General features: G+C 50.3%; 24 protein-coding genes. 16 read left to right on the top strand and 8 right to left on the bottom strand.

What is annotated here, in order from left to right; translation table 11 throughout:
- The first annotated feature begins 168 nt into the window (after positions 1 to 168).
- The 6 genes from BLP55_RS10240 to BLP55_RS10215 all read left to right on the top strand — a co-directional run bounded on the left by BLP55_RS10240 (position 169) and on the right by BLP55_RS10215 (position 5,485).
- On the top strand, positions 169 to 924 hold the full coding sequence (locus BLP55_RS10240) for a hypothetical protein (RefSeq protein WP_091143186.1): 756 nt from the start codon (positions 169 to 171) through the stop codon (positions 922 to 924).
- A complete protein-coding gene (locus BLP55_RS10235; protein WP_091143182.1) occupies positions 905 to 1,660 on the top strand; it encodes a hypothetical protein in 756 nt (251 codons plus the stop codon). Before BLP55_RS10240 ends, BLP55_RS10235 begins: the two co-directional genes overlap by 20 nt.
- Positions 1,657 to 2,151: a DUF6702 family protein gene (locus BLP55_RS10230; RefSeq protein WP_091143178.1), complete on the top strand. Its 495-nt coding sequence runs from the start codon at positions 1,657 to 1,659 to the stop codon at positions 2,149 to 2,151. Before BLP55_RS10235 ends, BLP55_RS10230 begins: the two co-directional genes overlap by 4 nt.
- A gap of 51 nt (positions 2,152 to 2,202) precedes the next feature.
- Positions 2,203 to 4,428, top strand: coding sequence for a M1 family metallopeptidase (locus BLP55_RS10225; RefSeq protein ID WP_091143174.1), 2,226 nt, complete (start codon positions 2,203 to 2,205; stop codon positions 4,426 to 4,428).
- Positions 4,429 to 4,499: 71 nt separating this feature from the next.
- A complete protein-coding gene (locus tag BLP55_RS10220; protein WP_091143170.1) occupies positions 4,500 to 4,871 on the top strand; it encodes a Sec-independent protein translocase subunit TatA/TatB in 372 nt (123 codons plus the stop codon).
- Entirely contained in the window at positions 4,868 to 5,485 is a 618-nt protein-coding gene (locus BLP55_RS10215; RefSeq protein WP_091143167.1) for a phosphatase PAP2 family protein, read from the top strand. Before BLP55_RS10220 ends, BLP55_RS10215 begins: the two co-directional genes overlap by 4 nt.
- Here the strand turns inward: BLP55_RS10215 and BLP55_RS10210 are convergent.
- Complete coding sequence (locus BLP55_RS10210) at positions 5,441 to 6,082, bottom strand: O-methyltransferase (protein ID WP_091143164.1); 642 nt, start codon at positions 6,080 to 6,082, stop codon at positions 5,441 to 5,443. The two genes, BLP55_RS10215 and BLP55_RS10210, sit on opposite strands and share 45 nt — an antisense overlap.
- A 67-nt stretch (positions 6,083 to 6,149) precedes the next feature.
- Here BLP55_RS10210 and rlmN point away from each other — a divergent pair, with 67 nt between their 5' ends.
- Positions 6,150 to 7,193: a dual-specificity RNA methyltransferase RlmN gene (gene rlmN, locus BLP55_RS10205; protein ID WP_091143160.1), complete on the top strand. Its 1,044-nt coding sequence runs from the start codon at positions 6,150 to 6,152 to the stop codon at positions 7,191 to 7,193.
- Between the two features lie 31 nt (positions 7,194 to 7,224).
- Here rlmN and BLP55_RS10200 read toward each other — a convergent pair whose 3' ends face one another.
- Together BLP55_RS10200 and BLP55_RS10195 are read right to left on the bottom strand one after the other, a co-directional pair.
- Entirely contained in the window at positions 7,225 to 8,019 is a 795-nt protein-coding gene (locus tag BLP55_RS10200; protein ID WP_091143157.1) for a hypothetical protein, read from the bottom strand.
- A gap of 113 nt (positions 8,020 to 8,132) precedes the next feature.
- Complete coding sequence (locus BLP55_RS10195; RefSeq protein ID WP_139149646.1) at positions 8,133 to 8,960, bottom strand: hypothetical protein; 828 nt, start codon at positions 8,958 to 8,960, stop codon at positions 8,133 to 8,135.
- Between the two features lie 118 nt (positions 8,961 to 9,078).
- On the opposite strand from BLP55_RS10195, the gene BLP55_RS10190 reads away from it, so the two are divergent.
- From BLP55_RS10190 to dnaG, 5 genes are all read left to right on the top strand, one after another.
- Entirely contained in the window at positions 9,079 to 10,056 is a 978-nt protein-coding gene (locus BLP55_RS10190; protein ID WP_091143142.1) for a polyprenyl synthetase family protein, read from the top strand.
- 150 nt (positions 10,057 to 10,206) lie between these two features.
- Positions 10,207 to 10,767 carry an RNA polymerase sigma factor gene (locus tag BLP55_RS10185; protein WP_091143139.1) on the top strand — a complete coding sequence of 187 codons (561 nt, stop codon included), beginning with the start codon at positions 10,207 to 10,209 and terminating at the stop codon, positions 10,765 to 10,767.
- The gene (locus BLP55_RS10180; RefSeq protein ID WP_091143136.1) at positions 10,754 to 11,431 is read left to right on the top strand and encodes a hypothetical protein; all 678 of its coding nucleotides are present in this window, start codon (positions 10,754 to 10,756) and stop codon (positions 11,429 to 11,431) included. The genes BLP55_RS10185 and BLP55_RS10180 overlap by 14 nt, the downstream gene beginning before the upstream one ends.
- Positions 11,432 to 11,455: 24 nt before the next feature.
- Positions 11,456 to 12,499, top strand: a complete 1,044-nt coding sequence (locus tag BLP55_RS10175; protein ID WP_091143133.1) for a hypothetical protein — start codon at positions 11,456 to 11,458, stop codon at positions 12,497 to 12,499.
- A 320-nt stretch (positions 12,500 to 12,819) separates the two neighbouring features.
- Entirely contained in the window at positions 12,820 to 14,799 is a 1,980-nt protein-coding gene (gene dnaG / locus BLP55_RS10170) for a DNA primase (RefSeq protein ID WP_091143130.1), read from the top strand.
- Here dnaG and BLP55_RS10165 read toward each other — a convergent pair.
- The gene (locus BLP55_RS10165; RefSeq protein ID WP_091143126.1) at positions 14,796 to 15,425 is read right to left on the bottom strand and encodes a response regulator transcription factor; all 630 of its coding nucleotides are present in this window, start codon (positions 15,423 to 15,425) and stop codon (positions 14,796 to 14,798) included. The two genes, dnaG and BLP55_RS10165, sit on opposite strands and share 4 nt — an antisense overlap.
- Positions 15,426 to 15,514: 89 nt before the next feature.
- Positions 15,515 to 16,315 (bottom strand): NAD(+) synthase, encoded by an 801-nt coding sequence (gene nadE, locus BLP55_RS10160; protein WP_091143123.1) that lies wholly within the window; start codon positions 16,313 to 16,315, stop codon positions 15,515 to 15,517.
- Positions 16,316 to 16,414: 99 nt separating this feature from the next.
- On the opposite strand from nadE, the gene gldB reads away from it, so the two are divergent.
- Positions 16,415 to 17,374: a gliding motility lipoprotein GldB gene (gldB, locus tag BLP55_RS10155; RefSeq protein WP_091143119.1), complete on the top strand. Its 960-nt coding sequence runs from the start codon at positions 16,415 to 16,417 to the stop codon at positions 17,372 to 17,374.
- Positions 17,371 to 17,703 carry a gliding motility protein GldC gene (gldC, locus tag BLP55_RS10150; RefSeq protein WP_091143115.1) on the top strand — a complete coding sequence of 111 codons (333 nt, stop codon included), beginning with the start codon at positions 17,371 to 17,373 and terminating at the stop codon, positions 17,701 to 17,703. Before gldB ends, gldC begins: the two co-directional genes overlap by 4 nt.
- Here gldC and BLP55_RS10145 read toward each other — a convergent pair whose 3' ends face one another.
- The 3 genes from BLP55_RS10145 to BLP55_RS10135 all read right to left on the bottom strand — a co-directional run bounded on the left by BLP55_RS10145 (position 17,704) and on the right by BLP55_RS10135 (position 21,342).
- Entirely contained in the window at positions 17,704 to 19,647 is a 1,944-nt protein-coding gene (locus tag BLP55_RS10145; protein WP_091143111.1) for a S9 family peptidase, read from the bottom strand.
- A gap of 61 nt (positions 19,648 to 19,708) precedes the next feature.
- Complete coding sequence (gene yihA, locus BLP55_RS10140; protein ID WP_091143107.1) at positions 19,709 to 20,329, bottom strand: ribosome biogenesis GTP-binding protein YihA/YsxC; 621 nt, start codon at positions 20,327 to 20,329, stop codon at positions 19,709 to 19,711.
- Positions 20,330 to 20,565: 236 nt separating this feature from the next.
- Positions 20,566 to 21,342 carry an alpha/beta fold hydrolase gene (locus BLP55_RS10135; protein WP_091143103.1) on the bottom strand — a complete coding sequence of 259 codons (777 nt, stop codon included), beginning with the start codon at positions 21,340 to 21,342 and terminating at the stop codon, positions 20,566 to 20,568.
- A 361-nt stretch (positions 21,343 to 21,703) separates the two neighbouring features.
- On the opposite strand from BLP55_RS10135, the gene mraZ reads away from it, so the two are divergent.
- Together mraZ and rsmH are read left to right on the top strand one after the other, a co-directional pair.
- Positions 21,704 to 22,177 (top strand): division/cell wall cluster transcriptional repressor MraZ, encoded by a 474-nt coding sequence (gene mraZ, locus BLP55_RS10130; protein ID WP_091143100.1) that lies wholly within the window; start codon positions 21,704 to 21,706, stop codon positions 22,175 to 22,177.
- Positions 22,152 to 23,060, top strand: coding sequence for a 16S rRNA (cytosine(1402)-N(4))-methyltransferase RsmH (gene rsmH, locus BLP55_RS10125; RefSeq protein ID WP_170826843.1), 909 nt, complete (start codon positions 22,152 to 22,154; stop codon positions 23,058 to 23,060). Before mraZ ends, rsmH begins: the two co-directional genes overlap by 26 nt.
- The last annotated feature ends 10 nt before the right edge of the window (positions 23,061 to 23,070 follow it).

Raw genomic sequence — 23,070 nt, 5'->3', positions numbered from 1 at the left:
GAAGTTTGGGGCTGGTGGCCCGCGATAAAGGTAGCAAATCTGCCGCAATCGGCATTCACCGCAACAAATGGTCTGTTCACCTCAATTAACATTAATTTACAAATGTGTTGGCAATCAATTGGCAGGCGCGCCCGATATTTTTACCAAGCTAACCCTAACCGCTTTGCGATGAACAAATTGCTGATCGCCTTTGTAGCCCTATCCATGACGCCCCAATCTGCCACCGCGCAACAGGCCCGACGTACACTCAAGGGCAAGGTTTCGGCTTTTGCCAACGACCTTCGTGGGATTTATGTCATCAATCCGCAAACCGAGAAAAGCGTCTTGACCGAAGAGAACGGCTATTTTTCGATCGCCGCGGCCGTGGGCGATACCTTGGTTTTTTCTTCGATCAGGTTCAAAGGGCGTAAGGTGGCGCTTGATGAACAAGATTTCGAGAAGGGTTTGTTCGTCGTTCGGCTGGAGCCCATGATGCAGCAACTCGATGAGGTGCAAATCGTGCGCTACGACCACATCAATGCGGTGTCGCTGGGCATCATCCCCAAAGGCCAGAAGACCTATACGCCGGCCGAGCGGAAGCTCAAAGCGGGCACCGATTACGAGCCGCAAATCGGGCTCAACAGTTCGTTGCAGCTCGATCCGCTGATCAATGCGCTCACGGGCCGCGGCGCCGAATTGCGAAAAAACGTCGAGGTCGAGAAAAAAGAACGCATGATCGACAAGATCAACTACTGGTACGAAACCGATTATTTTACCGACAAATTGGGTCTGCCCGAAGAACACGTCAAAGGGTTTCACTTTTATATCGTAGAAAACCCTAGTTTTGTAAAAGCACTGAACGACCGAAACAAAACGATGGCCACGTTCATCATGGGCGAATTGGCCGTACAATACAAACAAATCCTTGTCGACGAAAAAAAATAACATCCTCCTTATCGCGCTGCTGCTGGTGGCGCAGTGGGCGTTTTCGCAAACGGCCGAACCAACTTTTTACGGTAAGATCGTGGTCGATTCGGCATCGGTCGAGAACATCAACGTGCTCAATTCGCGTACGCAAAAAGCAACGGTAACCAATGCCAAAGGCGAGTTTTCGATGGGCGTCAAGATTGGCGATTTGCTTATTTTGTCGTCGTTCAACCTCGAGACCAAGCGCAAATTCGTGCGCGCCGAGGACCTAAGGGGCGAGTTGATCCTGCTCAAAATGACGCTGCTCGCCAACGAACTCGACGAAGTAAAGGTCCAGCAATCTGAAATCACGGCCGAAAGCCTGCGCATCCCGACGGCCACCAAGCACTACACGCCGGCCGAACGCAAGGTGCGGACCGCCACCACGGGTTTGCTCGATCCGCTGTTCAACAAACTCTCGGGCCGTACGCGTATGCTCAAAAAGCAGGTGCTGGTCGAAAAGAACGAGAAATTGCTGCTCAAGCTCGACGGTTTGTATGAAGACAAGTACTACACCGACGTGCTCAAGATCCCCAACGATTACATCGGCGGGTTCCAGTATTACATTGTCGAAGACCCCGATTTTGCGCGCGCACTGGTCGACAAAAACAAAACACTGACCATGTTTTACATCAAGAAGCTGGCCGTCGATTATGTCGATTTGATCAAACAGGAAGAAGCCGAAGCCGCCAAAAGCACCGAAACGCAAAAATGAAAAAGTGGCTGCTGATAGGGTTGTCGGTGCTGTTGGTGTCGTTTGCCGCGCATCCTTTTTACGTGTCGATTTACCAAATCAACTTTGCGCCCGAGAAGAAAATGCTGCAAATTACTTCGCGCATTTTTGTCGACGACCTCAATGAAGCGCTCGAAAAGCAGTACAAGACCCGTACATTTTTAGGCGATGCCAAAGCGTCGGCGCAAGACGTCGTTTTTTTCAAGCAATATCTTTCCGATCGGATGACGGTCAAGGTCAACGGCAAGCCGAGAGCAATCGAATACGTCAGTCACGAATTGCAGGACAATGTGGTGCTCGGGTATTTTCGCGTGACCGACGTGGCCAAGGTGCAATCGCTCGAAGTGCATAATACCGCGCTGTTTGAGCTGTTCGACGACCAACAAAACATCATCCAGGCCAGTGTTTCGGGCAAGAAACGAAACCTGTTGCTCACACGCGATCAAAAATCGGGGGTGTTAAAATGGCCGTGAGGTGTTTTTTTGCCATCCGAAAAAAGTATTTTTAGAGCCCAATCCAATCTTATGAGACATTCTTTGGCCGCGCTGGTGGCTTTTTGCTCGTTGCTCGGGCATGCGCAACAGCCCAAAAACGACCGCGAACGGAACGATAAATTCCGGCAGATGTACGATGTGATGGCCACGCCCAACATGTACCGCACGGCATCGGGTGCGCCCGGCCCCGAGTACTACCAGCAGCAAGCCGATTACAAGATCGACATCGAACTCGACGACAAAAACACCAAGCTGTACGGCACCGAGGTCATCACCTACCACAACAACGCCAAGGAACAGCTCGACTACCTGTGGCTGCAACTCGACCAGAACCGCAGGGCGCGAAATTCTCAGTCGCCGCTGATCCAGGACCAAAAAGCCAATGAATCGGTGGGCGTGAACGAATTTTCGCGAACCTATCTGCAGGAAAAATTCGACGGTGGGTTCAACATCGACTACATCAAAGACGCCAATGGAAAGCCGATGCCGTATACCATCAACCAAACCATGATGCGCGTCGAGCTCGCCAAGCCGCTCCAACACGGCGAGAAAATTTCGTTCTCGATCAAATGGTGGTACAACATCAACAATTACCTGGTCGAAAGCGGCCGCTCGGGCTACGAACATTTCGAAAAAGACGGGAACAACGTGTACATTTTGGCGCAGTTTTATCCGCGCATGGCGGTGTACAACGACGTCGAGGGCTGGCAGAACATGCAGTTTTGGGGCTCCGGCGAATTTGCGTTGCCGTTCGGGAATTTCGAGGTCAACATTACCGTGCCCGCCGATCATGTCATGGAAGCGACCGGGACGTTGCAGAACCGCGCCGAGGTTTTTACCGGCGCGCAACTCAAACGCTACGCGCAGGCCGAAAAATCGTTCGACAAACCCGTTGTGGTCGTGACGCAACAGGAGGCCGAGGCCGCCGAGAAACACTTTTCGACGCAAAAGAAAACTTGGAAATTCAAGGCCGAGAACGTACGCGATTTTGGCATCGCGACGTCGCGCAAATTCATACTCGATGCGATGGCGGTGCAGCTCGACGGCAAAACCGCGATGGCCGTTTCGGTGTATCCCAAGGAAGGCAATCCGTTGTGGGGCGAGTATTCGACGCGTATCGTGGCGCACACCTTGAAGGTGTATTCGAAGCATACTTTTGACTATCCTTATCCCAAGGCTGTATCGGTACATGCGCAGGACCAAGGCATGGAGTATCCGATGATTTGCTGGAACTGGGGTCGTCCCGAACCCGATGGCTCGTACACCGACCGCGTCAAACACGGCATGATGGGCGTGATCATCCACGAAGTAGGACACAATTTTTTCCCGATGATTGTCAACTCAGATGAACGTCAGTGGACCTGGATGGACGAAGGTCTCAACACGTTTTTGGAGTATTTGACCGAAATCGCCTGGGACCCGAATTTCCCGACGCGCCGCGGTCCGGCCAAACACATCGTTCCTTACATGAGTGGCGATCCGAGCACGCTCGAGCCCATCATGACCAATTCTGAAAGCATCCGCCAGTTTGGAAACAACGCCTACGGCAAGCCTGCCACGGCGCTCAACATTTTGCGCGAAACCGTCATGGGACGCGACCTGTTCGACTATGCGTTCAAGACCTACGCCAACCGCTGGAAGTTCAAGCATCCGACACCCGAGGATTTTTTCAGGACCATGGAAGATGCCTCGGCCGTAGACCTCGACTGGTTTTGGCGTGGTTGGTTTTACACGACCGATTTCAACGACATCGGCATCAAGCAGGTCAAGCGGTTTTTTGTAAGCGACCAGGCGCCGCAGGGATTCCAGCAGCCCGAGAATCCGCGACGCCGCAACAGCAAACCGGCACCCAACGTGTATTTGGTCAAAGAAGACAGCGCTCATTTCAAGCCAGGCATGGACGCGCCGTTCGAAGTCAAGAACGTCAAGACGCTCGATGCTTTTCTCGACGCCAAGTTTACGGCGCAAGAGCGGGCCAAGCTGCAATCGCCCAAATATTTTTACGAAGTGACGTTCAACAAACCCGGCGGTCTGGTCATGCCGATCCTGGTCGAATTGACGTTCGAAGACGGCAGCAAGGAAAACCACGTGTTTCCCGCGCAAATCTGGAAGTTCAACGATGTCGAGGTGTCGCGCATTTTTGCCACACAAAAGGTCCTCTCGAAAATAACGCTCGACCCGAAACAGGAAACGGCCGACATCGATTTGTCGAACAACCAATGGCCTAAAGTAGAAACGAAGTCCAAGTTCGAGTAATCAAATTATTGTTAATATGAATTTGGGGCTTTCGTATCTTTGTACCTTTGCGATAACTTAAAACCACGGTTATGTTTGGAATTGGCGGCGGCGAATTGGTGTTTATCTTGTTCATCGTGTTGATGTTGTTCGGATCGGATAAGATTCCCGAACTGGCGCGCGCTTTGGGCAAGGGGATGGCGCAACTCAAGAACGCGACCAACGAGATCAAGAGCGAAATCCACAAAGGGATGGACGAGAACGGCATTACGCAATCGATGACCGACATCACGGGTAACATCAACGCCGAAATCGACAAAGCCAAGCAAAACCTGATCGGCAATGCGCCCGAACAACTCCATAAAATCCAAGATGACATTGTAGGCGATTTGCCACAGCAAGTTTCCAAAACCAACCAGGACATCGAGGAAATGACCGGACCTATCAAACGCCAGGGCCGATGATCGACACATTACTCGAGCTCGACCGCGACCTTTTGGTGTTCCTCAATTCGTTGGGCAGCGCGCCGTTTGACGGGCTGTGGCTGTTCATCACCAAACAAATCAACTGGATTCCCGTTTTTTTGGTTTTTGGCTACCTGGTGTTCAAACACCTCGGCTGGAAACACGCACTGCTGATTTTGTTCATGATCGGGCTGCTCATCGCACTCACCGACCAAACGACCAATCTGTTCAAGAATTATTTCGAAAGGCTCAGGCCGGGCAGCGATCCCGACTTGGTGGGGCACATCCGTGCGGTGATTACGCGCACGTCGTATAGCTTCATCTCGGGACATGCGTCCAATTCGATGGCCTCGGCATTTTTTCTTTTCATGGTGCTCCGGCCGCATGTGCGGCACATGGGCTTTATCTTTTTGTGGCCGCTGATTTTTGCCTACAGCCGTATTTACCTTGGGTTGCATTACCCGCTCGACATTTTGTGCGGTTACCTTTGGGGGATTTTGATGGCGCTTTTGATGTGGCAGATTTACCAAAGGTCAAAAAACCAACTTTTTCCCGATGAGCCCGAGTTTTTAGACGACGCGGCTCAGGGTGAGACCGTCGCGGATAGGGAGTAGGACCGTCTCGACACGCGGATCGTTTTTCAAGAGTTCATTGTATTCGAGCAACACCTTGGTGCTTTTGTCGTTGGGCTTGACCTCATCGAGCACCTTGCCGCTCCACAGCACATTGTCCGACAAAATGATACCGCCCGGGTTCATCATCGGGACGATGGCGTGAAAGTAGTTGATGTAGTTTTCCTTGTCGGCGTCGATAAAAACCAGATCGTATTTTTTGTCCAATCCCGGAAGGATTTCCAACGCCTGGCCCAAATGCTGCACGATTTGCGCACCCCAATTCGACTGGTCGAAATACTTGCGCTGAAAATCGAACAATTCTTCGTTGTTGTCGAGCGTATCGATGGTGCCGCCGGGCGCCAGTCCTTCGGCCATGCACAAGGTTGCGTAACCGGTATAGGTCCCGATTTCGAGTATGTTTTCAGGGCGGATGATCTTGGCGAGCATCGACAACACACGTCCTTGTAAATGCCCCGAAAGCATACGCGGTTGCAACACCTTTTGGTGCGTTTCGCGGTTGAGCCGTGCCAGCAATTCGGGTTCGTCCTGCGAGTGGTTGGCGACGTAGTTTTCGAGGGCTTCAGAGATGAAATGCATCGTAATTTTTTCCCAAAGTTATAAAATCAAAATCGGACGGTTCGTTAATAAGTGCTACTTTTGCGCCATGGAATTGGAAAAGAGAGACATCCGCGCCTTGAGCAAGGACCAATTGCGCGATTTTTTTGTGGCCAACGGCGACAAGGCATTTCGCGGCAACCAGGTCTACGAATGGCTTTGGGGTAAGGCGGTGCACAGTTTCGACGACATGACCAATGTGGCCAAGCCTACGCGCGAGATGCTCGACAAACATTTTGTCATCAACCACATCAAGGTCGACCAAATGCAGCGCTCGTCCGACGGTACGGTCAAGAACGCGGTGCGCTTGCACGACGGTCTGGTGGTCGAATCGGTGTTGATTCCAACCGAAACGCGAACCACGGCCTGCGTGTCGAGTCAGGTGGGCTGTAGCCTCGATTGCAATTTTTGTGCGACGGCGCGGCTCAAGCGCATGCGCAACCTGGGCCCGGACGAAATCTACGACCAGGTGGTCGCGATCGACAAAGAAAGCCGATTGTACCATGGCCACCCGCTGTCGAACATCGTCTTTATGGGTATGGGCGAGCCGCTGATGAACTACAACAACGTGATCAAGGCCATCGATAAAATTACTTCGCCCGAAGGTTTGGGGATGTCGCCGAAGAGAATCACTGTTTCGACCTCGGGAATTCCAAAGATGATCAAGAAAATGGCCGACGATGAGGTCAAATTCAAACTGGCGGTGTCGCTACATTCGGCCATCGATGAGGTACGCGCGCAAATCATGCCGTTCAGCGAGAACTTTCCGCTCAAGGATTTACGCGAGGCGTTGCAGTATTGGTACACCAAGACCAAGAGCAAAATCACCTATGAATATGTCGTTTGGAAGGACATCAACGACAACAAGGCGGCCATAGACGCGCTCGTTAAATTTTGTAAGTATGCCCCGTGCAAAGTCAACCTGATCGAATACAATCCGATTGACGATGGCGAATTTCAGCAAGCCTCCGAGGAATCGATCAACGCCTACATCCGTGCGCTCGAAGCCAACGATATTGTGGTAAAAGTCCGTCGCAGCCGTGGCAAGGACATCGATGCGGCCTGCGGGCAATTGGCCAACAAAGAGGCCTAAAAAAACCGACTCGTTGAAGGCGGTTTTGTTTTTAAGGGATAATCGCTTCGGAAGTGATTCCGTTTAGCGTGAACAACACCTTGTTGTCGCACGTGCCGTCGCCATAATCGAACGACAAATATTCCCCATCTTCGCGCGTATACGAAATCAGGCCACTCGAAATATAATCGCAATCTGCAGTGACGGTTATCGGGCTTTCGATCTGTGCAATGCTCGTCATTTTGGTCACCGATATCGTCGTAGACCAGCTTCCGGTAGTCAAGTAGGAATCATCGAGCACATTGCCAGGCGTGTCAAATCCGGCTGTAAATTCCCGTGTGCGTTCACCGATTCGCGTAAAGGTGGTGCCGGTCGGCCCCGTGACAATCATGTTTAGGTTGATCTTAACCTGCGGATGGCCATTTTCCAATGTAGTTTTTGTAACGTCGCGGTTGCCCAAAACATACCGGTTGTTGTGGAAAAAGTTTTCAAACGCAAACGATATGTTGCGGGTCGACGCGCCAAAATCTGTTTCAAAGGTCAGGATGATTTTGCCGCGGACTTGGTTGCCGGTAAATAGTGTGCAGTTGCTCGCCCCGAAGTCGATGGTCCGGATCCGGTTGCTTCCCGAAATTTCGTCGGTAATGGTTGCGCAGTCGATGTTGATGGCTGTGTCGTCAGATTCAAGAATCGCGATTTGGGCCACGTCGTCGGCTATTTTATCGATGTTGTAGCCATCCGATACATCAATGTTGATTGGATAATCGTTGAGCGGGAAGTCATCGTCCTTGCCGCAGCCCGAGAGCAGCAGGCACGCGACCGCGCACCCTAAAAGTTTCTTTTGCATAGGTTTTTCGTTAATTGGTTTTAATTAACAAACGGATTCGCACGCAAAATATTTCGAATGCGGCATAAAAAAACCGCCTTATAAAGACGGTTCTGTATTTGTAGGACAGTAAATTACAAATTGATGTCGTAGGCAATGCCGTTGATCGTGAGCACTGCATCGTCATCACATGCTCCATCACCGTAATCCAAAATGGCTGTCGCACCATCGCTGCCGCGCACCACGGTCACACTGCCGCTTACGATATGCGGGCACGTCCATTTGATGTGCAACGGCGTGTTGATGGTGGTCGCATAGGTTTGCCCCGTGGTCGAAACCGAGGTCACCCAGCTTCCGGTGATAGAAAATTCGTTGTCGAACAAATTCCATGGTGTGTCGTAGCCCGCCGTAAATTCACGAACACGTTCGCCAACGCGGTTGTAAACGGTTCCGTCTGTCGCGGTGACGGTCAGGTTGAGGCTGATGGTGGCCTGCGGATGGCCGTTCCCAAGAATTTGTCTGACGACGGTGCGGTTGCCCTCGACTTTGCGGTCGTTGTGGTAAAAACCATCAAAGGCATACGATACGGTGCGTGTTTGCGCTTCGAAATCGGTGGTAAACGTCAGGATGATTTTTCCGCGTACCTGGTTGCCCGTGAATAAGGTACAATTGGTGTCGCCAAAATCAATCGTCCTGATCCAGGTGTCGCCGTCTTGTTCGGTATTGATCGTGGCGCATCCGGCCAGGAACGTGTTGCCGCCGCCACGACCCGAGATGGCTTCGTTCGATTCGGATTCGGCGATGTAGAGCACATCGTCTGAAATATCGTCCATTTCTGAATTGGCGCGCACGTCATTGGTTGCAATCGGTACGGTGGGTGTTGTTGGGTTGTCGTCGTCGTTGTTACAGCCGATGAGCACCAGCGAAAAGGCTGCGGTGAGCCAGAGGATTTTCGTTTTCATCGTTTTTTGGTTTAAAGTTGCGCTATTGACTGGCTTCATTCAGAAGGGTTTAACGCGGGTTAAAAAATCTGGATCGAATTTATCACTTTTGTACGATTCGGCGTATCTTTGAGAGCCGATGAACATCACCTCACAAATAAAACATCCCATCCGACAGGAAATGGAACTTTTCGAAAAGAAGTTCTACCAGTCGATGTCGTCGCAGGTGGCGCTCTTGAACCGGATCACATACTACATCGTCAACCGAAAAGGCAAACAAATGCGTCCGATGTTCGTGTTCCTGACGGCCAAGATGGTCTCGGGAGGCACGGTCAACGAGCGTACCTACCGCGGCGCCTCGGTCATCGAACTGATCCACACGGCCACGCTCGTACATGACGATGTGGTGGACGACAGCAACCGCCGTCGCGGATTCTTTTCTATTAACGCATTGTGGAAGAATAAAATTGCGGTACTCGTGGGCGACTATTTGCTTTCGAAAGGATTGTTGCTGTCCATCGACCATGGCGATTTCGATTTGCTCCGGATCATTTCGGTGGCGGTACGCGAGATGAGCGAGGGCGAATTGCTGCAGATTGAAAAGGCGCGCAGGCTCGACATTACCGAAGAAGTGTACTACGACATCATCCGCAAAAAGACCGCTACGTTGATTGCGTCGTGTTGTGCGCTCGGTGCGCGCTCGGTGGTAGAAGATGCGCAACAGGTAGAAAACATGCGTCATTTTGGGGAACTCATCGGGATGGCGTTCCAGATCAAGGACGATTTGTTCGATTATTCCGAAGAGGCGATCGGCAAACCCACAGGCATCGACATCAAGGAACAAAAGATGACGCTGCCGCTGATCCACGTCCTCAACCATTGTGATGCCAAGGAAAAAGCATGGCTCATCAACTCGATCAAAAACCACAACAAAGACAAAAAGCGCGTCAAAGAAGTCATTGCGTTTGTCAAGGACCGCAACGGCTTGGCCTATGCCGAACAAAAGATGACCGAATTCCAGATGGCCGCGCTCGAATTGCTCCGACAGTACCCCGAATCGGAGTTCAAGGAAGCCCTTACGCTCATGGTCAATTATGTCATAGAACGAAAAAAATAAAATTTTCTAAAATATTTTTTCAGTCGCAAATCCCCATGGTTGTTGGGTTTTTGGAATTTGGAATTTGGAATTTGGAATTTTCTCAAAACTTCCATGCAACTATTTTTAACCCGTTTCCGTCTATCCCCATAGCAAACCAATTCAATCGTTTTGAAAGTCATCAACCTGCATCAGGAAGAATCCGAAATCATCGCGCTGGCCGTCGGGAACAACCGACACGCACAGCACCAGATTTACGACAAGTATGCTTCGCGGATGCTGGGTGTGTGCCGCCAATACATCAAGGACGTGCACCACGCCGAAGATTTGATGATCACGGCTTTTATGAAGGTGTTTGCCCATTTGAAACATTTTGAAAATAAAGGCAGTTTCGAGGGATGGATTAGGCGCATCATGGTCAACGAATGCATTTCGTTTATCAGGGCGCAAAAGAAAATCGGTTATCTCGAAGACGAATATTACCAGGAAGATGCGTTCAACAACATCGAAAGCAACCTGAGTGTAGACGACATCCAAACACTCATCGACGCGCTACCCGACGGTTACAAGATGGTGTTCAACCTGTATGCCATCGAAGGATACAAACACCAAGAAATTGGCGCGTTGCTGGGCATCAGCGAAAGCACCTCGAAGTCGCAATTGCATCATGCGCGAAAAATGTTGCAGCAACAAATAAACCAACAAAAGAACTACAGCCATGGAACAGCGTAAGACAATGGAAGAGGATTTCAGGGACAAGCTCAACGCACGTGAAATGACGCCTTCGCCGGCGGCATGGGACCGGCTCGACGCGATGCTGTCGGTGGCCGAGGAAAAAAAGTCGCGGCGCGGTTATGGCTGGCTTTACGTAGCCGCAAGCATCTTAGGTTTCCTCACGATTGGCGGCGTGTTTTTGAGCCAATCCGAAGAAGTGGTCGACCAAGGCCGTGAAGTGGTTTTTGAAGAATCGATCGTGGCACCCCAGCCCGAGCCTGAAGCGGTTGTTGCACCAGACGAGCCAGGCGCAATCGCATCTGCCGAAAAGCCAAACAGCAAAGCAAAGACAAGTCAAAAGAAATCAATCATCAACCAAAATCCAATCAATCAACCCATCATCAATCAAAATCCTGTTGAAGCGGTTAACGAAATCCAAAAACCGCAGTTGATCGCTTCAGCCAATCAAAACGCAACCGAGCGCCCATCGGTACAGGTAGATGCAGATGCCTTGCTTGCCGAAGCGCAATCGGCACTGGCCCATCCAAAAACCTCGGTCAAGGTCAACGCCAAAAGCTTGCTTAGCGAAGTAGACCGCGATGTCAACCTGTCGTTCCGCGAAAAGGTACGCCGCCGGGCCGGAGAAGTCGCCACGGCCGTTTTGAACCGCAACATCGAATAATCAACAATCAAATATCCTGAACACATGAAAAATGCAACCTTTTGCTTAACGGCATTGCTATGCCTGATTTTTGGCACCGCATCGGCACAAGAAACCTTTGAAGACAAGGCCAAAGTCATCGCCGAGAAAATCGAAACCATCACCAAAGAAGAAAAAGACGCGCTCAAAACCGAAATCGAAGCGGTGAACCTGCAACTCGAGAACGGCTCGCTCAGCGCCGCGCAAGCCGACGAGAAGAAGCAGCAACTCGCCGAGGCGCGCGCCAACAACATCGAAGTACGTGTGGCGCCGGCCAAACGCGAACTCGAAGATTTGATCCAGCAAAAAGTAGACGGGAAGATAGAAGAAAAAAGCAAAAGAGGGAAACACTCTATTTCAATTCCGGGCGGATACCAGAACTGTGAGGAGATCGAAAAGAACGGCGAGCGGCGTACCACTTCGCAGGGAGTTATTGCATTCGGTTTCAACAACCTCGTGACCAACGGCGCGGTGGCCAACTCTGATTTTTATTACCTGCGCTCGACGTTTTTTGAATGGGGTTTTACGTTCAATACCCGCCTGTTGCACGATAGTAATTTATTGCATGCCAAATACGGGCTGTCGTTCATGTACAACCACCTCACGGCTACCGAGAACCGCTACTTTGTAGACAACGGCCAAACCACCGATCTCGAAGTGCATCCGCTGGGGTTGCGCGCCAAGGATACGCACTTTAAGAATGTGTATTTGACTTTGCCTGTACACCTCGAGTTTGATTTCAGCAAGACCAAGGTCGAGGACGGTAAAAAAGTATTCCGTTCGCACAACGGATTCCGCGTGGGGTTGGGTGGCTATGTGGGCTACAACACAAATTCGAAACAGTTTTTGTCGTACAAAATTGATGGCTACCGCTACAACACACGTCAGAAAGGCAGCTGGAATGTAGAAGATTTTAACTATGGTTTGAGCGCGTATGTGGGTTACAAAGAAGTGAGCTTGTATGTCAAATACGACCTTAGTCCGATGTTCAAGAACAACACGATCGACCAGCACAACGCGTCGGCGGGCATCCGTTTTGACTTCAATTAAAGAAACTTGAGTTAGTTTGCAATGAAGAGGCGCTCCTTGGGGGCGCTTTTTTTGTGGTGGATTTACAGATTTTATGTAAGGGGTGTATTTGAAATAATGGTATCTTCACGATAGGGAAGGGGGCATTGGAAGTATACCCCAACAAAATAAAACCGACATTCCATTATAGAAAATCTGTAGATTTTGTTAAAGTTTTCTCAGGGGAAGCAAGTGTGTTTTTAGCGTTTTCTGCCACGCGATTCAATTTTTGGACGAACGCGATTTCTTTTTTTTCAAGGCCCGAATCTTTGTACATTTGAAACCTGCCAAAAAGCCAAGCCTTGATCTCAAAAGCAACGATAGATACCGTTTTCGAAGTCACCCGCGTAGAGGAAGTGATTGGCGATTTCGTGCAACTCAAGCGCGCGGGCAGTAACTTTAAGGGACTCAGCCCGTTCACCGACGAGCGTTCGCCTTCGTTCATGGTGTCGCCCGTCAAGCAAATCTGGAAAGACTTTTCGTCGGGCAAGGGCGGCAATGCCGTCGCGTTCTTGATGGAGCATGAGCATTTCACCTATCCCGAAGCCATCCGTTATCTGGCCAAGAAATACAACATCGAGGTCGAGGAAACCGAACAAACGCTGGAAGAAAAAGCCAATACCGATTTACGCGAAAGCATGTACCTGGTGTCGGAGTTCGCGCAAAAGTATTTTCACGACACATTGTTGCATACCGAAGAAGGCAAAGCCATCGGCCTGTCGTATTTCAAAGAGCGCGGTTTTACGGCTGAAACCATCAAGAAATTCGGACTCGGCTATTCGCCCGAAACCTGGGACGCGTTTTCGAAGGAGGCGCTCGGCAAAGGCTATCAGCTGGAATTCCTCGAGAGTACAGGGCTTACGATCAACAAAGAAGAGCGGTTGATCGACCGGTTTCGCGGGCGAGTGATGTTCCCGATCCAAAGCATGTCGGGGCGTGTGCTCGGTTTTGGCGGACGTATTTTGACCAACGACAAAAAGGCGGCCAAGTACCTCAATTCGCCCGAGAGCGACATTTACCACAAAAGCAAGGTGTTGTACGGGATTTTCCATGCCAAGCAGTCGATCGCCAAGCTCAACAATTGTTACCTGGTCGAGGGTTATACCGATGTCATCCAATTCAATCAGGCAGGCATCGAGAACGTCGTGGCCTCATCGGGCACCGCACTGACGCCCGACCAGATCAGGCTCATCAACCGACTCACCAAAAACATCACGGTGCTTTTTGATGGCGATGCGGCGGGTTTACGCGCGTCGGTCCGCGGTATCGATTTGATCCTCGAGGAAGGCATGAACGTCAAAGTTTGTACGTTCCCGGACGGAGAGGATCCCGATAGTTTTGCCAAAAAATCGTCTTATGAAGATTTGCTCGCCTATCTGGAGCACAACGCCAAGGATTTCATCCAGTTCAAGGCGTCGCTGCTCATGGACGAGGCCAAGAACGACCCCGTCAAAAAGGCCGATCTGATTCGCGACATGGTCGTGAGCATCTCGAAAATCAAAGACCGCATCCAGCGTGAGGTGTACATCCAGGAAACGTCGCGCATCATGGATATTTCAGAGCAGGTGTTGCTCAATACGCTGGCGCAAATGGCGCAAAAAGACCTCAAGGAAGCCAATAAGAATTTCAGGGAAGAGCAGCAAAAGGCGTTCGAAGTGGTCAAAAACGACGAGCCGATCGCGGCCGAGAAAATCGACGTATTGTATGAACTCGAGCGTAAAATCATCGAAATACTATTGCTTTACGGCCATAAATCGGAGGATTTTGAAGACGTGGTGCTTACCACCAACGACGAAGGCGAGGTCGAAACCAAGTCGCAATACAAGGAATACAAAGTCTACCAGCGGATTTTCCTGAGTTTGCAGGAAGATGAGGTCGAGCTCGCGAACCCTATGTTTCGAGGTATCTACAACCACTTGATCGACTATTTCCATCAACACGAAACATTCCAGATCGAGCAATACCTGACGCAATTGCCCACGGAATTTTCGGCCGAAGTGACCGACATCCTGATGCTCGAGGAGCAACAAACACTGCACAATTGGGAGGGCCAGCAAATCATCGTCAAACGCAAAGACCAGTCGATTGCGCAATACGTATCGGAAACCATCCTTACGCTGCGCTGGTATTTGGTAGACCGCATCATCGAAACGCTCAAGGCCGACATCTCGACCGAGCCCGATGCCGACAATAGCGAACCTCTATCGATGGCCATGGATTACTACAAGCTCATCAATGCTTTTTCGAAAAAACTGGGAAGGGTAATGTCGCGCTACAGTTAAACGATTTCGAGCGTTTTGGCTTTGTTGACCAAATCGACCAGGTTGGTCACGTTGAGTTTGGTCAGCAGACGCAATTTATAGGTGCTGATCGTTTTTTCGTTCAAGCCCAAAATGGCTGAAATTTCGTTGTTCTTTTTGCCGCTGCTCAAGTAGCGAAGCACCTCGATTTCGCGGTTCGACAATTTGCGGTACAGCCGCTCGCTTTTGTTTTGCTTGGCAATCAGCGCGAGGTTTTTCTTGATCGTCTCGTTAAGGATGACGTTGCCCTGGTGTACCTTCATGATCGCAATCCCCAAACTTTCGAGCTTTGAAGTCTTGTGGACATAGCCCGCCACGCCTGCCTTGATGGCGTTGGGCGCATAAATCTGTTCCGAAAAACTGCTGAACACGATGATTTTCGTTTTCGGGTAATTCTTGATGATTGCTTTCAATTCGTATATACTCGAGAGGCCGTCCAAATCCAAATCCAACACCAACACGTCGATTTCCTTGGTATAGAGCACGTCTTTTACCATCGAAAAATTACCGACATTGGCTACAATACTGATATCGATGTGGTCCTTAAAATAGGATTTGACCCCAAAATGGACTACAGGATAATTATCCGCTAAACAAACTCTAATCATAACCGTTGTTTTAAATGTGTTTGTTAGAAATCAAGAGTAAATTTAGTTAAAAAAAATATAAAGTTTCAAATTTTTTAGATAAAATACGTTTATCGACGATTAACGTAGCAAACGGGTATCGCGTTCATTTTGTGTTGGTTAGCTTTGTTGAGCCGTTGGTAGATTTTAAAAACGACCAATTCGCGCCCCGAAAAGTCGCCCGCAACCTTGCCGGCTTCGTTTTGCAGCATGGCCCATTCGAGTTCGTCGTAGCTCGCGCCCAGTTGGTCTTCGTCGGTACGGTCGTCGCCAAAAAGACCGTCGGTAGGCTGCGCCTGCTGGATCGATTCGGGCACCTGCAGGTAGCGGGCCAGCGCGTAAACGTCTGATTTCATCAAATCGGCAATCGGGCTCAAATCGACGCCGCCATCGCCATACTTGGTAAAGAACCCGACGCCAAAATCCTCGACTTTATTTCCCGTTCCCGCCACAAGCAGCCCGTGGATGCCCGCCAAATAATAAAGCGACGTCATCCGCAAACGCGCGCGCGTGTTGGCCAACGACAAATTGAGCTTGGCCGTGTCGGCATGCGAAGGCACTTGCTGTTTGAATGTTTCAAAGACAGGGGTGAGGTCGATCCTGGCCTCGTCTACGTTCGAGAACCTGTTCTTAAGCTGGGCGATGTGTTCCTGTGCACGGCTGACCTGGCTGGCCGCCTGATGGATCGGCATCTCGACACACACCACCTTAAAACCGGTTTGCGCGCAAAGCGTAGAGGTCACCGCCGAGTCGATGCCGCCAGAGACGCCTACCACAAATCCGTTGACGCCCGCGTTTTGCGCATATTCCTTGAGCCAACGCACGATTTGGTCGTTGACGCTCGACGCGTCGATGGGTTCTAATTTTTGCATACTATTTAGAAATTTTAATATTGCGCAATGTATATTTGCAAACTTAGCGATTATTCAGCGCTTATCGCTTTGAAACCGCTGGCTAATTTACCCCATCTGATGAAGAAAATTTTTACATTATTGGCATTTGTTTTTTTTGCATTCGGCTGCGACAAAAAGTCGAAAGTGGAACAGGCGGTCGAGGAAATTCCGGTTTCGGTTCAAGTCGAGCGGTTCGACAAGGCCTTTTTTGAAGCCAAGCCGCAGGATCTGCCCAAGTTAAAGGCCGAGTACCCGTTGTTTTTTCCAAAGGGCAACGACGACAAGGTGTGGACCGACAAAATGCAGAATCCCCAATGGCGCGAGCTCTATCAGGAAGTGCAAAAGAAATTCGGCAACTTCGAAAAGGAAACCGAAGGCATCGACGCACTGTTCAAACACATCAAGTATTATTTTCCGGCAACGAAAGTGCCCAAGGTGGTGACCGTCATCGCCGAAATGGATTACCAGAACAAGGTCATCTATGCCGACAGCGTGATGATCGTTTCGCTCGAATTGTATTTGGGCAAAGACCACAGGTTTTACCAGTTCCCCGATTATTTGAAGCAAAATTTTGAACCAGAGCAAATCCTGCCCGATATCGCCAGCGCATTCTCGGTAGGAAAAATAGCGCCGCCACAGGAAAACACCTTGCTGTCGTACATGGTATATGCAGGGAAAGAACTGTATCTCAAGGATATGTTGTTGCCCGATTACACCGATGCGCAAAAAATCGGCTACAAACCCGAACAAATCAAATGGTGCGAAGAAAACCAGGCCGACATGTGGCGCTTTTTTATCGACAACACCTTGCTTTACGATACCGACCAGAAATTGCTGCCGCGTTTCATCAATCCTGCGCCGTTTTCCAAGTTCTATCTTGAAATCGACAATGAATCGCCTGGCCAGGTAGGTGCGTGGCTCGGATGGCAAATCGTTCGGGCATACATGCGAAACAACGAAGTTTCACTCGAACAAATGCTGCAAACCGACAGCAAGACGTTGTTCGAACAATCCAAATACAAACCCAAGAAACCATGAGCAACCTCACTTCTGAAATAAAATTCCACATCGAACTCGACGAAAACCGCGTACCCGAAAAATTGAGCTGGACGGCCAAGGATGGCGGTGTCGACAATGCGGCGGCCAAGGCATTGCTGTTGTCTATCTGGGACAGCAAGGCGCAGGAAACGTTGCGCATCGATCTTTGGACCAAGGACATGCCCGTAGACGAAATGAAAAAGTTTTTCCACCAAACGCTGGTGGCCATGTCCGATACCTTCGAGCGCGCGACCAACGACGAAAAAATGGCCGCAACCATGAAAGACTTTTGCGACTATTTTGCCGAAAAAATGGAGCTGCTCAAATAATTATTTAAGCAAATATTCCTGCATGAACCGGATGGTGGCTAGTCTTTGGTAGTCGGCGTTCGGTTTTTTCCTGAACCCGTGGCCCTCGTCCTTGGCCTCGAGGTACCACACCACATTGCCGTTGGCCTTGAGTTTGTCGCGCATTTGCGTGGCCTCGGTCACCGGAACGCGCGGGTCGTTGGTGCCCTGCACGATGAACAGCGGTTTTTTGATCTTGTCGATGTTGTTCAGCGGTGCGATTTTCTCGAAAAATGCCGCCATCTTCGGGTCGCGTTCGTCGCCATATTCTACACGGCGCAAGTCGCGTCGGTACTCCTCGGTGTTCTTGAGGAACGTGCCAAAGTGCGAAATCCCTACGATATCCACCGAGCAACGGATGCGGTCGGCATAATGGAATGCCGTGGCCAACGTCATGTAGCCGCCGTAACTGCCGCCCATGATCATGATGCGGTCCTTGTCAAGTTCGGGTTGCTGCGCGATCCAGTCGAGCAATGCGCCGATGTCCTTGACCGAATCTTCGCGCAAATAACCGTTGTCTTTGGCCAAATAGGATTTGCCGAAACCCGATGAACCACGTACATTGGGCGCAATGATCGCCACGCCCATTTCGTTGGTGTAGTAGTTGGACGCGCCCAGGAACGAGGCCTGCGATTGGCCTTCAGGACCGCCGTGTATGTTGATCACCACCGGTCGTTTGCCCGAAAACTTGGCCGCGGCCGGATAGTAAAATCCGCTGATTTTGAGTCCGTCGAAGCTTTTCCATTCGATCGCTTTCGGAAGTGAAATATCGGATTCCTGCATTTCGCCGAGCTCGCTTTGCGTCCATCGTTCGATGCTTCCCGTTGCCACCGTCAAGCGGTAGACATCCGACGAGGTTTTGGCCGTCGATTGCGTAAAGAACAAATGTTTCCCGTCTTTGGTAAAGCGCAGCCCGCCAATCAGACCCACGGGCAAATTGGCGGCCGCTTTGTAGGTTTTGGTCGAAGCGTCCATCAAATAAAGTTTGTCCAGACCGGCTTCGTTGGTCGAAAAGGCGAGCGTTTTTTTGTCTTCGCTAAGTCGGTAACCTTCTACGTTCCATGGGATGTCGGTGGAATGATACGTTGTTTTTTTGGTTTTCAGATTGTACGAAGCCAGTCGTTTGAACTCGAAATCGCGGTCGGTCACATACCAAATCTGGTTCGGGTCGTGCGAAAACGAAGCGCTCGATTGCACCACGCCTTTCGATTTCTTACGGTCGGTGAGTTCCGAGATTTGGCCCGAAGCGATGTCGAGCAACCACAAATGCGACTCGTTGGCCGAAACGTATTCGCTGATGATCAGTGTTTGATTGTCTTCAGAAATGTCGTTGATGCCCCAGCCACCGCCTTTGCGCTCGAGCACCAGCTTGGCGTTGGGGTTGTTCGGGTCCATGAAATACACTTCGCGGTCGCCACCGTTGCGTTTGGTCGACATAAAATAGAACCCCTTTCCGTCGTTGCGCCAGGTCACGCCGCCGTTCTGCGATCGGCCGCCATCGGTAAGCAGCGTCGATTGCAACGTTTTAAGGTCAAGCTTGAACAACTGCCCGAATTCGTTGCCGCCGATGTCCTTCGAATAAACCAGGTATTCGCCCTTGGTGGGTTCGAATTGCGCGCCGCCCACAGGCTCATCGGCAAAAGTGATTTGCGTTCGGGTCCCCAGCGGTTGCTTGACTTGGTGCAATTGCGAAGTCGTGCCAAAACGCGTCCCGATGATGATTTCGCCCGTGGCAGGATGTACGTCGACAAGGCTCGCGCCGCGCGATTCGGTATATTTTTTTACCTCGGTGGCGAGCGTTTTGGGAATGTCGGGGATGTTTTCGGTGATGAGGTTTTCGTTCGGAACTACTACATTCTTGGCGGTTTGCGCTTGGACGAACAGTCCGCAGGCCAGTAGTGCGGGCAGCAATAGGGTTGGTTTCATATCGGTTGATTTGTGCGGCCGATATTACAAAAAAAAGCCGAGTTGCACCGACTGCCGACTGCTAAAATTCGTTGGCGTTTTTGAAAATGTCCTCGTTCAGGTCGTCGATATACGACAAGACGGCATCGCGCCCCGTGGCTTCGAGTGAAGACGTAACGAAATACGGTGGCATATCTTCCCAGTTGTTCGCCCTCATTGCTTTTCGGTAGGCGGCGATGTGCGAATCGATCTTGGTTTTACTGATTTTGTCGGCCTTGGTAAAGATGATGCAAAACGGGATCTCGCTTTCGCCCATGTAGGCCATGAATTCGAGGTCGATTTTTTGCGCCTCGTGCCTGATGTCGATCAACACAAAGCCGCAAACCAGCTGCTCGCGTTTTTCGAAATAGTCGGTGATGAATTTTTGGAACGTCGCCTTGGTCGATTTTGAAACTTTGGCATACCCATACCCGGGCAAGTCGACCAGAAACCAGTTTGCATTGATCTTGAAGTGGTTGATGAGCTGCGTTTTGCCCGGTTTGGCCGAGGTCTTGGCCAAATGGTTCCTGCCTGTCAACATGTTGATCAACGAAGACTTGCCTACATTCGATCGGCCGATGAAGGCGTATTCAGGGATGCGCTCGGCGGGACATTTGGCAGCGTCTGAATTGCTGACGATAAATTCGGCGGTGTTGATTTTCATGGTAGGATTTTGTGCAAAGGTAGCAAGAAACTGCTAGACATCTGATCGAGAATCGCGGCGACGAGTTGGCGGCCAACAGAAAATTTAACAAAATGTACAGAATTTCTGTAATGGTGTCTCATCGGGAATTTGTAGGGAATACCTTCACTGCCCCCTTCCCTACGAGACGAAAATACAATTTTAAAACGCAGCAACCTTATAGAAAAACTGTAATTTTCAACGAAACAAAGATTTCGTTATTCCTTGAACAGCAACGACGCCTTTTCTGTGAGCCATTCGTGCATGATGCGGTTGAACTCATCGGGATGCTCCATCATGGCCGCGTGCCCGCATTGGTCGATCCAATACAGCCAGGAATGGGGGAGCAATTCATGGAATTCTTCGGCCACTTCGGGCGGGGTAACCTTGTCGTTGCGGCCCCAAATGATGCAGGTTGGGACGTGCATTTTGGGCAAATCCTTGGCCATGTTGTGGCGTATCGCGCTCTTGGCGATGGTCAGCGTCTTGATCAGTTTGATGCGGTCGTTGGCCACGGCATACACTTCCTCGACAATTTCGGGTGTAGCGATTTTCGGGTCATAAAAAACGTCTTCGGCTTTTTTCTGGATGTAGTCGCGGTCGCCACGACGCGGATAACTGTCGCCCATCGCATTTTCGTACAATCCCGAACTTCCGGTAATGATGAGCCCGATCATCTTTTCGGGATACATCTTGGCGTGGTACAAAGCGATGTGACCGCCCAACGAATTGCCGAGCAAGATCACGCGGTCGAACTTCTTATAGGTGATAAAATCCTTGACAAACTTTGCAAAAGCCTTGACGTTGGTCTTGAGTATGTTTTGCGTGTAAATCGGCAACTCGGGGATGACCACCTTGTAGCCGTGTTGCGGGAAATAGTTGGCGACGCCGTCAAAATTGCTCAGTCCGCCCATGAGTCCGTGCAGGATGATGATGGGTGTTCCTTCGCCGGCTTCGAAGTATTTGTATTTCCCGTCCTGGATCAAATTTTCCATAAAGTAGGGGTCGCCCCTTGGTTTGTGCGGACAAATATAAGATTTTATGCCGAAATGTTAACGTCTGCATACAGATTTTGGAAATTTTGAAAGAAGTGCGCTTGCGGCCCATATTCCGAAACGAAATATTCGTTTTAATAAAAAATCGACAATTCCGTGGCGGTTTTTGAACAAGAATCCGAAACATAAAATCCAAACTTCTTAAATTCTTAACAATTTGTTAAACGTCTGAAAACGACCAGTAAAGCCGCTGCTTTTGCTTTTTGGGAGAAAGTGGTAAAACTTATCAACAAAGTGGTAGATTGTGGTAAATTGTGGTAAAATCTTTTTATTTTTGCCTGTAATCATTTAATCCACTTTTGTGAATTCCATTGTAGGAACATACGAATGTAAAGTCGATGCCAAAGGGAGGCTGCTGTTGCCGGCGCCGCTCAAGAAGCAATTGGCTTCCGGTATTCAGGACGGTTTTGTCTTGAAGCGTTCGGTGTTTCAGCCGTGCCTCGAGTTGTATCCGATGGCCGAATGGAACCTGATGATGCAAAAAATCAACAAGCTCAACCGCTTTGTCAAAAAGAACAACGACTTCATCCGTCGCTTTACCGCGGGCGTGAAAATCATCGAGGTCGACGATCTCGGTCGTGTCTTGATTGCCAAGGATCTGGCTGTTTTTGCAAACATCTCCAAAGATGTGGTGTTGTCTTCCGCTGTGAATATTGTCGAGATATGGGATAAGGATGCGTATGAAAAAGCAATCGACGATTCTGTAATCGACTTCGCCGACCTGGCCGAAGACGTAATGGGAAATGTAAATGATGACGACAATGGACTATCATAATCCCGTATTGCTCCATGACTCCGTGGACGGTCTCGGCATCAAGCCCGACGGGATTTACGTCGATGTGACTTTCGGCGGCGGCGGCCATTCCAAAGAAATTTTGCGCAGATTGGGTCCGGGCGGCAAACTGTTCGCCTTTGACCAAGACCTCGATGCGCTCGCCAACGCCTTGCCCGACGATCGGTTTACGCTCATCAACGAAAATTTCCGCTTCCTCAAAAGGTTTTTGCGGTTTCACGGCGTCAAACAGGTCGATGGCATCCTGGCCGATCTGGGCGTTTCGTCGCACCAATTCGATGTGCCCGAGCGCGGCTTCTCGACACGTTTCGAGGGCGAACTCGACATGCGCATGAACCAAAAGAGCGATCTCAGTGCGTTTACGGTCGTCAACCAATACGACCACGCCCATCTGTCTAAAATATTCGTCGAATACGGCGAACTCAAGAATGGCCCGGCCATGGCGCGCGTCATCATAGAATCCCGTGAGCACGCTCCGATACGGAACACCCAACAGCTCAAAGTCGTTTTGAACCGCTTTTTGCCCCAACACAAAAGCAACAAGATCCTCGCCCAGATCTACCAGGCTATCCGAATCGAAGTCAACCAGGAAATGGAAGTGCTCAAGGAGTTTCTCGAGCAGGCGCTCGAAGTGCTCAAGCCCGGCGGAAGGCTCAGCGTGATTTCGTACCACTCGCTCGAAGACCGTCTGGTCAAGCGGTTTGTCCGCAACGGGATGTTCGAGGGCGAGCCCGAACGCGATTTCTTTGGCAATTTTTCGGTGCCATTCAAATCGATCGAAAAACTGATCATCCCAACCGACGACGAAATAGCCGCCAATAACCGCGCACGCAGCGCCAAGTTGCGTATCGCAGAAAAAGTGTAACGATGGCCGA

Origin of the sequence: Flavobacterium caeni, from assembly GCF_900101895.1 — a bacterium.
GTDB lineage: Bacteria > Bacteroidota > Bacteroidia > Flavobacteriales > Flavobacteriaceae > Flavobacterium > Flavobacterium caeni.
This window is presented reverse-complemented; position numbering and strand designations above follow the sequence as displayed.